The 747-nt window shown below is 59.3% G+C and carries 1 protein-coding gene; it reads left to right on the forward strand.

Features of this window, described 5'->3' with window-relative positions:
- Nucleotides 1–198: 198 nt before the first annotated feature.
- Nucleotides 199–690, forward strand: a complete 492-nt coding sequence (locus tag CFB82_RS41700) for a hypothetical protein (RefSeq protein ID WP_089487984.1) — start codon at nucleotides 199–201, stop codon at nucleotides 688–690.
- Nucleotides 691–747: the final 57 nt, after the last annotated feature.

Consider the following 747-nt stretch of genomic DNA (forward strand, 5'->3'; position numbering starts at 1 on the left):
ATTACGGCCTGGGGAGTTACGCATTTTACGGCGAGAATGCAGCCGGCACGTGGGAGGTCTATGCCGTGAGCGGTGTGCCGACAAGTGCTTGTGTGGAGTATCAGCCGCAAGGCGGCACGCACGCTGTGGCCCTGAGTACGCCCCTGGCTGTGGAGTATCGCGTGATTGCGGCCAAGTAAGTTTTCGGAGATTTCTATCATGATCCCCTCATTTGCCTTTAAGACCGTTGCGCTAGTGATGCTCGTGTCAATTGCCGGCGTGTGCCGGGCTGACTCGCCCGAGCTTGTGGTTGGCAAGCAGCTTTCGGCTCAAGAGTTAGAGCGCCACTCCGATGCGCCTATTGTGGCGCTCGAAACGCATTCGTTCAAGGTGCTAGCCACTGGCACTCGAGCCAAGGCAAAAGGCGTACCCTCCAGCGCGGTGACGCAAGTCGTCAACGAGAGCGGTGTAGTGGGCGAAAGTCACAACGACGTGGTCGTCTCACAGGTTTCGGTCGATCGCGTGAAGCAGGCGGCGGCTGGGTTGTCACCTGCACCGACGTCGGCGCAGTATTACAGTCATATGAACATCAGTACGCTACACTTCGCTTCGTTCCAAGCAGCCGTGAGCGCACGCGCGCAGTTGAAGAAGGTCCTGCCTCAAGCGCGCGTGGATGTTCCCATCCGGTATGCTAGGTCCGTGGTGCGATGACTATCGGTAAGCGCCTCACGACGGCCGTCCGCGACACGATGCCCGCGTGAGGTGTGA

Source organism: Burkholderia sp. HI2714 (assembly GCF_002223085.1).
In the GTDB taxonomy this organism is placed as follows: domain Bacteria; phylum Pseudomonadota; class Gammaproteobacteria; order Burkholderiales; family Burkholderiaceae; genus Burkholderia; species Burkholderia lata_D.

Excerpts from the sequence above, each read along its gene's own strand:
- CFB82_RS41700 (WP_089487984.1), top strand. The coding sequence starts at position 199 with ATGATCCCCTCATTTGCCTTTAAGACCGTTGCGCTAGTGATGCTCGTG.